We start from the raw sequence: 7,289 nt of genomic DNA, 5'->3' as shown, positions 1-7,289 counted from the left end.
CCCCCCAGGACCCAACCCCCCCGAACCCCGCCCAATCCACAGGCCGGCCAGGCCCACCGCAGGGCTTAGGCTGACCAGGCCGCAAGACACACGTCAGGCGCCCGCACCCGTACCCCGAAGGGAACCCTCATGCCGCTCGAAGCCGGCCTCCTGGAGATCCTCGCCTGCCCGGCCTGCCACGCCCCCCTCAAGGAGGCCGACGCCGAGCTGATCTGCACCGGCGCCGACTGCGGACTGGCCTACCCGGTCCGCGACGGCATCCCCGTCCTGCTGGTCGACGAGGCCCGCCGCCCCGCGTAACCGTCCTTGCGAGCAGGAGGCCTGACGCGATGTTCGACGAAACGCTCCTGGACGACACGGAGGCGCTGGCCAGGGCCGACCGCCGCGGCCTGCTGCGCGGCGCCGCCGAGGCAGGCGCCCGCGTCCGCACGGCGGCCCGGCACGCGGCCGAGGCAGGCATCACCGAGCTCAAGCCGGACGGCCGCCCGCGCGCGGTACTGATCGCGGGCCCCGGCACCGCGGCCGCCGGCGTCGCCGACCTGGTCGGCCGCCTGGCAGGCGCGGCCTGCCCGGTGATCCGGCTGCGCCCCACCGGCGTGGCCCCCGCAGCGGGCGCCCTGCGCTGGGACCTGCCCGGCTGGGCCGGCCCGGTCGACCTGCTCCTGATCGCTTCCCCGGGCGGCACCGAACCCAGCCTCTCGCTCCTGGTCGAGCAGGCGTACCGGCGCGGCGTCACCGTCGTCGCCGTCTGCCCCAGCGGAGCCCCGCTGACCGAGTCCGTGGCCGGTGCGCACGGACTGTTCGTGCCGATGGCGACCTCCCCGTACGACCAGGACGACTCGACCGCGGCCTCCGCGCCGGGCGTGCTCTGGGCCCTGCTCACCCCGCTCCTCGCGCTCCTGGACCGCACCGGCCTGCTGTCCGCGCCGGCCGAGACCCTGGAGAAGGTCGCCGACCGCCTCGACCGCACGGCCGAGCGCTGCGGACCGGCCATCGCGACGTACAGCAACCCTGCGAAGACCCTCGCCTCCGAACTCGCCGAGGCGCTCCCGCTGATCTGGACCGAGGGCGCGGCCGCGGGCGCGGTGGGCCGCCGCTTCGCCGCCGCCCTCGCCGAACTGGCCGGGCGCCCCGCGCTCGCCGCGGATCTGCCCGAGGCGATGCCCGCGCACGGCGCGCTCCTCACCAGCGACCTCGCCGCGGGCGCCGCGCCCGACGACTTCTTCCGCGACCGCGTCGAGGAGGGCCAGGGCCTGCGCGCCCGCGTCGTCCTGCTCCGCGACCGGCCGGTCGACGGGCTGTCCGCCGCGCTCGCCGCCCGCGAGCTCGCCTCGTCGCACGACGCCGCGATCAGCGAGCTGGAACCGGAGGAGGGCGCCGACCTGGAAACCCTCGCGGAGCTGATCGCCGTCACGGATTTCGCCGCCGTCTACCTGGGCCTCGCCTCCGGGACATGACCCGGCCCCGACCCTGTAGCCGGGCCCCGGACACCCGCACCACCTCCGGGCCCCGACCCGACAGCGCCCACACCCCGGTGCCGGCCCCGCACCTCAGCGACGGCCCGCACCTCACGACAACCCCGCGGCAGGCCCCGCACCCCAGCGACACCCCCGCACCACACGCCAGCGCCGCGCCCCGCGTACGTACGGAGAAGAACCCCTGATGTACCGCCTCACCAACACCGTCCGCCCCTACGCCTGGGGCTCCACCACCGCCATCCCGCACCTCCTCGGCACCGAGGCGACAGGCGAACCCCAGGCCGAGATGTGGATGGGCGCCCACCCCGGCGCCCCCTCGCGGACCGAGCGCGGCCCGCTCGACGAGGTCATCGCCGCGGACCCGGCGGGACAGCTCGGCGAGGCGGCCGTCCGGAAGTTCGGCCCGCGCCTGCCGTTCCTCCTCAAGCTGCTCGCCGCGGGCGCGCCCCTCTCCCTCCAGGTGCACCCCGACCTCCAGCAGGCGAAGGACGGGTTCGCACGGGAAGAGGCCGCGGGCGTCCCCATCACCGCCGCCCACCGCAACTACAAGGACGCCAACCACAAGCCCGAGCTGATCTGCGCGCTCACGGACTTCGACGGCCTGTGCGGCTTCCGCGCGCCCGAAGAAGCGGCCCGGCTCCTCGAGGACCTCGGCGTCGACAGCCTCAAGCCGTACGTCGACCTGCTGCGCGCGCACCCCGACGAGGCCGCGCTGCGCGAGGTCCTGACCGCCGTACTGAGCGCGGACCGCGACGAAATGGCGCGGACGGTCGCCGACGCCACGGCCGCCGCCCAGCGCATCGGCGGCGCGTACGAGCCGTACGCGGGCATCGCGCACCACTACCCCGGCGACCCGGGCGTCATCGCCGCGATGCTGCTCAACCACGTCCGGCTACAGCCCGGCGAGGCCCTGTTCCTGGGCGCCGGCGTCCCGCACGCGTACCTGAACGGCCTGGGCGTCGAGATCATGGCCAACTCCGACAACGTCCTGCGCTGCGGCCTCACCCCCAAACACGTGGACGTCCCCGAACTGCTGCGCATCGTCCGCTTCGAAGCCACCGAACCCGGCGTGCTGCGCCCCGAGGCTTCCCCCGGCGGCGAAGAGGTCTACGACACCCCCATCGACGAGTTCCGCCTCTCCCGCTACGTCCGCCCCGAGGGCGCCCCCGCCCACGACCTGACGGCCGCCACCCCGCAGATCCTGCTCTGCACGGCCGGCTCGGTCCGCGCCGGTGAACTCGACCTCGCCCCCGGCCAGTCCGCCTTCATCCCTGCGGACGAAAAGGTGCAAGTGTCCGGAGACGGCACGTTTTTCCGGGCGACCGTCGTGGCCTGACTCCCGCCCCGCGCGTCCCGTGCTGCAACAATGACCCACCGCAAAGGACGGGCAAAGCGGCAGACGCACCAGGCACGCTTTCTCGCGGCAGCACGGCATACGGGACGTACGAAGGGACACCAGGAACAACATGAGTGCTTCAGGCGGAGCAAAGGCGATCGTGGCGGCGCTCGCCGCCAATCTCGCGATCGCGGTGGCGAAGTTCGTGGCGTTCCTCTTCAGCGGCTCGTCATCGATGCTCGCTGAGTCGGTCCACTCGCTCGCCGACTCCGGGAACCAGTTCCTGCTTCTGGTCGGCGGCAAGAAGGCCAAGCGCGAAGCGACCCCGCAACACCCCTTCGGGTACGGCCGCGAGCGCTACATCTACGCCTTCCTCGTATCGATCGTCCTCTTCTCCGTCGGCGGCATGTTCGCCGTCTACGAGGGCTACGAGAAGATCAAGCACCCGCACGACCTGGAGCACTGGTACTGGCCGGTCGGCGTACTCGTCTTCGCGATCATCGCGGAGGGCTTCTCCTTCCGTACGGCCATAAAGGAGTCGAACGCGCTGCGCGGGAAGCTCTCGTGGGGCCAGTTCATCAAGCGGGCGAAGGCCCCCGAGCTGCCCGTCGTCCTCCTGGAGGACTTCGGCGCGCTCATCGGTCTGGTCCTCGCGCTGCTGGGCGTCGGCCTCACCCTCGCCACGGGGGACGCCGTCTGGGACGGCATCGGCACCCTCTGCATCGGCATCCTGCTCATCGCCATCGCGATCGTCCTCGCCCTGGAGACCAAGTCGCTCCTGCTGGGCGAGGCCGCCGGCACGGACGAGGTGCACAAGATCGAGGAGGCCGTCGTCGACGGCGCCACGGTCACCGGCCTGATCCACATGCGCACGCTCCACCTCGGCCCCGAGGAACTCCTCGTCGCCGCGAAGATCGCCGTCCAGCACGACGACACCGCCGCCGAGGTCGCCCGCGCCATCAACGAAGCCGAGGCCCGCATCCGCGCCGCCGTCCCGATCGCCCGCGTCATCTACCTCGAGCCCGACATCTACAGCGAGGCCGAAGCCGCAAAGGGCCCGGACCGCGAAGCAACTCCGGGCGGCCCGACGCCAGCACCCGAACACTGATCACTTCTCGTACGAAGTCGGGGCCCCGCCGATACATCACGGCGGGGCCCCAACTCTTTTCAGGGGCGCGGGGAACTGCGCGCCAAGCCCCCACGCACCGGCACCCACACCCCTACGTGACTACTCGACCTCGACCTCGGCCAGAACCCCGAGAACCGCCCCCGCATCAGCCGCGGCCAGCAACCGCTCCCGGAACCCCGCATCCATCAACTTCCGCGACAGCAGAGCCAAAATCCGCAGATGCTCATCGCCGGCGGCAGCCTCAGGCACGGAGATCATGAAGACGAGCCTCGCCTTCGTCCCGTCCAGCGACCCCCACTCGATGCCCTCGGCGGACCGGGCGAACCCGACGACCGGGGACGTCACGGCGTCCGTCTTGGCATGCGGGATGGCGATCTCCTCGCCGAGCCCGGTCGTCCCCTGCTCCTCGCGCCGCAGAGCGGTCCGCACGAGCCCCTCGACATCAGTGACCTTTCCGGTGGCCGCGAGCAGCCCGGCCATCTCACGAATGGCCGCTTCCTTGTCGCGCGCCTCCAGCTCCACCTTGACGGTCTGCGCGGTGAGATAACCGGAAAGCACCTCACCGCCGGTCGCACCGGCGTCGGCGTCGGCAATGGCACCGGCGTCGGCACCGACATCGGCACCGGCGTCGGCACTGGCACCGGCATCGACATCGGTACCGGCACCGGCGTCGACGGCGCGGTCCTCCCGCACTTGCTCAGCCGCCGCTTCACCCGCCACTCCACGACGTGACCGCGCCTCCTCACGCCGCTGCGTCAGCTCGATCAGCGCGTTCGTCGCCAGCGCGGTGACGGCCACACCGGCGACGATGGCCACGAAGAACATCGGGACCCCGCTGATCGCGGTGAACACCGCGACGATCGGCCCGCCGTGCGGCACCGAGTCCTCCACCCCGGTGAGCCCCGCGATGGCACCGGCCACCGCACCGCCCAGCATGTTGGCGGGGATGACCTGAGCGGGCCGGGCCGCCGCAAAGGGAATGGCGCCCTCCGAGATCCCGAAGAAGCCCATGAACATCGCCGCGATGCCGGTGTCCTGTTCCTGCTTCGTGTACAGCTTGCGGCGCAGCAGGGTCGCGAGCCCCTGCCCGAGAGGCATCACCGGGATCGCCGGGGCGGCCATCCCCATGACAGCGTTGTTCGTCCCGATCAGACCGGTGCCCACCAGGAACGCCGTCTTGTTGACCGGGCCGCCCATGTCGAAGGCGATCATCAGGCCGATGATGGCGCCGAGCACGACCGCGCTCGACCCGGTCATCCCGTTCAGCCAGCTGGTGAGATGCGTGAACACCCAGGAGATCGGCGTACCGATCACGTAGACGAAGAACAACCCGACGACCAGCGTGGACACGATGGGCACCACGATGATCGGCATGATCGGCTGGACGAACTTCGGAACCTTGACCTTACGTATCCACAGCACCACGTACCCGGCGAGGAAGCCGGTCGCGATGGCGCCGAGGAAACCGGCGTTCGCGTCGGCACCGTAGATCCCGACGCCGTCGTACGCGAGGAACCCGCCGATCATGCCGGGCACGAGCGCGGGCCGGTCGCCCAGGGCGAACGCGATGTAGCCGGAGAAGATCGGCAGCATCAGCTTGAAGCCGAGCCCGCCGAGGGCATTGATGTCGAACCAGAAGGAGTCCTTCGGGATCTCGATGCCGTCCGGCGTGGTGTGCCCGCCGATCGCCAGCGACACCGCGATGAGCAGCCCGCCGACGACGACGAACGGGATCATGAAGCTGACGCCGTTCATCAGCGCCTTGTACGCCGCGCTGCGCTCCTTGCCGCCGCCGGAGGGGGCGCCGGCCCCGGGCTCTGAGCCGCCACCACTCCCGGAGCCGTGGACAGGCGCACTCCGCACCTGCTCGATCAGCTGTTCGGGGTGGCTGATTCCCTCGGACACTCCGACGGACAGGACCCGCTTCCCGATGAAGCGGGCGCGGTCGACATCCTTGTCGGCGGCGATGATGATGCCGTCCGCGTTCTTGACATCGTTGTCAGTCAGAACGTTCTCGGCGCCGATGGACCCTTGCGTCTCCACCTTCATGTCGATGCCGAGGTCGTCCGCCGCCTGCTGGAGCTTCTCCGCGGCCATGTAGGTGTGCGCGATGCCGGTCGGACAGGCGGTCACCGCGAGCAGCCTCAACTTCTTCTGCTGCTCGACGGCCCCTCCGCCCGTGTGGGGGTCGGCCGGACTGGTCACGTGGCTCTCCTTTGCGCCTTCGCTTCACGAGGCCGCGCAAATGTTCGCGGCCTGCCCCGCATCCTGCAACACGCGAGCGCGGGATCAAAAGTCCGAAAATCCCTCCTTGTCCGCTTCGAGACCCTTGGTTCGCCGGGCCTCGGCGACAGAAATCCGCCACATCCCGTCGCCGCCGCGACGGAGACGGGGTGGGGCCGACTGAGCCGATCGGTGTAGATTCGTAACGAGCCAGACGTCGCTGCTGATGGCGGTCGGGCGGCCCGCGCGACGGGTCGTCCGAGGGAGAGAGGGCCTCCGACGGACTGCGCTGTGCGCGTCAGGGGACACCTGTGTTCCAGGGCGCCGCAGATCAGCCATGCGCGTACCCGAACGCGGGCATGCGCACCAAGCCCACCTCGAACATCTGCAACCGCACCGAGGAGCAGCTCACTTATGACTTCTGTCGCCAACCGACAGGACCAGGACTTCAAGGTCGCCGATCTCTCCCTCGCCGAGTTCGGCCGCAAGGAGATCACCCTCGCCGAGCACGAGATGCCCGGCCTGATGTCCATCCGCAAGGAGTACGCCGCCACGCAGCCGCTCGCCGGCGCCCGCGTCACCGGCTCCCTCCACATGACGGTCCAGACGGCCGTCCTCATCGAGACCCTCGTCGCGCTCGGCGCCGAGGTCCGCTGGGCGTCCTGCAACATCTTCTCCACGCAGGACCACGCCGCCGCCGCGATCGCCGTCGGCCCGAACGGCACCCCGGACAACCCCCAGGGCGTCCCCGTCTTCGCCTGGAAGGGCGAGACGCTCGAGGAGTACTGGTGGTGCACGGAGCAGGCGCTGACCTGGCCGAACACCGCCACCGGCGGCCCGAACATGATCCTCGACGACGGTGGTGACGCCACCCTCCTCGTCCACAAGGGCGTCGAGTACGAGAAGGACGGCAAGGTCCCCTCGGTCGACACCGCCGAGTCCGACGAGCACCGCGTCATCCTCCAGCTCCTGAACCGCACGATCTCGAACGGTTCGCAGAAGTGGACCCAGCTCGCCTCCGAGATCCGCGGCGTGACGGAGGAGACCACGACCGGTGTCCACCGTCTGTACGAGATGCAGCGTGAGGGCTCGCTCCTGTTCCCCGCGATCAATGTGAACGACG

General features: G+C 70.9%; 6 protein-coding genes. 5 read left to right on the top strand and 1 reads right to left on the bottom strand.

The window, feature by feature from the left end; all coding sequences use genetic code 11:
* The first annotated feature begins 129 nt into the window (after nucleotides 1–129).
* The 4 genes from ABD366_RS41430 (at nucleotide 130) to ABD366_RS41415 (ending at nucleotide 3,922) form a co-directional block, all read left to right on the top strand.
* Nucleotides 130–300, top strand: a complete 171-nt coding sequence (locus ABD366_RS41430) for a Trm112 family protein (RefSeq protein ID WP_324769380.1) — start codon at nucleotides 130–132, stop codon at nucleotides 298–300.
* A gap of 29 nt (nucleotides 301–329) precedes the next feature.
* Nucleotides 330–1,457, top strand: coding sequence for an SIS domain-containing protein (locus ABD366_RS41425; RefSeq protein WP_324769379.1), 1,128 nt, complete (start codon nucleotides 330–332; stop codon nucleotides 1,455–1,457).
* Nucleotides 1,458–1,662: 205 nt separating this feature from the next.
* Nucleotides 1,663–2,814, top strand: coding sequence for a mannose-6-phosphate isomerase, class I (gene manA, locus ABD366_RS41420; protein WP_324769377.1), 1,152 nt, complete (start codon nucleotides 1,663–1,665; stop codon nucleotides 2,812–2,814).
* 130 nt (nucleotides 2,815–2,944) lie between these two features.
* The gene (locus ABD366_RS41415; protein WP_324769376.1) at nucleotides 2,945–3,922 is read left to right on the top strand and encodes a cation diffusion facilitator family transporter; all 978 of its coding nucleotides are present in this window, start codon (nucleotides 2,945–2,947) and stop codon (nucleotides 3,920–3,922) included.
* 120 nt (nucleotides 3,923–4,042) lie between these two features.
* Here ABD366_RS41415 and ABD366_RS41410 read toward each other — a convergent pair whose 3' ends face one another.
* Complete coding sequence (locus ABD366_RS41410) at nucleotides 4,043–6,148, bottom strand: fructose-specific PTS transporter subunit EIIC (protein WP_324769375.1); 2,106 nt, start codon at nucleotides 6,146–6,148, stop codon at nucleotides 4,043–4,045.
* 432 nt (nucleotides 6,149–6,580) lie between these two features.
* Between ABD366_RS41410 and ABD366_RS41405 the strand changes: the two genes are divergently transcribed.
* Nucleotides 6,581–7,289 (top strand): adenosylhomocysteinase (locus tag ABD366_RS41405; protein ID WP_344443524.1); only part of this gene is annotated, 709 nt, incomplete at its 3' end.

Source organism: Streptomyces kunmingensis (assembly GCF_039533535.1).
GTDB classification, from domain to species: Bacteria; Actinomycetota; Actinomycetes; order Streptomycetales; family Streptomycetaceae; genus Streptomyces; species Streptomyces kunmingensis.
The sequence above is the reverse complement of the archived record's forward strand: the minus strand, read 5'-3'. Positions and strand labels throughout refer to the sequence as shown.

What these genes read in the sequence shown, in the direction of transcription:
- ABD366_RS41425 (WP_324769379.1), top strand. Translation starts at nt 330, where the DNA reads ATGTTCGACGAAACGCTCCTGGACGACACGGAGGCGCTGGCCAGGGCC.
- manA (WP_324769377.1), top strand. Translation starts at nt 1,663, where the DNA reads ATGTACCGCCTCACCAACACCGTCCGCCCCTACGCCTGGGGCTCCACC.
- ABD366_RS41415 (WP_324769376.1), top strand. Translation starts at nt 2,945, where the DNA reads ATGAGTGCTTCAGGCGGAGCAAAGGCGATCGTGGCGGCGCTCGCCGCC.
- ABD366_RS41430 (WP_324769380.1), top strand. Translation starts at nt 130, where the DNA reads ATGCCGCTCGAAGCCGGCCTCCTGGAGATCCTCGCCTGCCCGGCCTGC.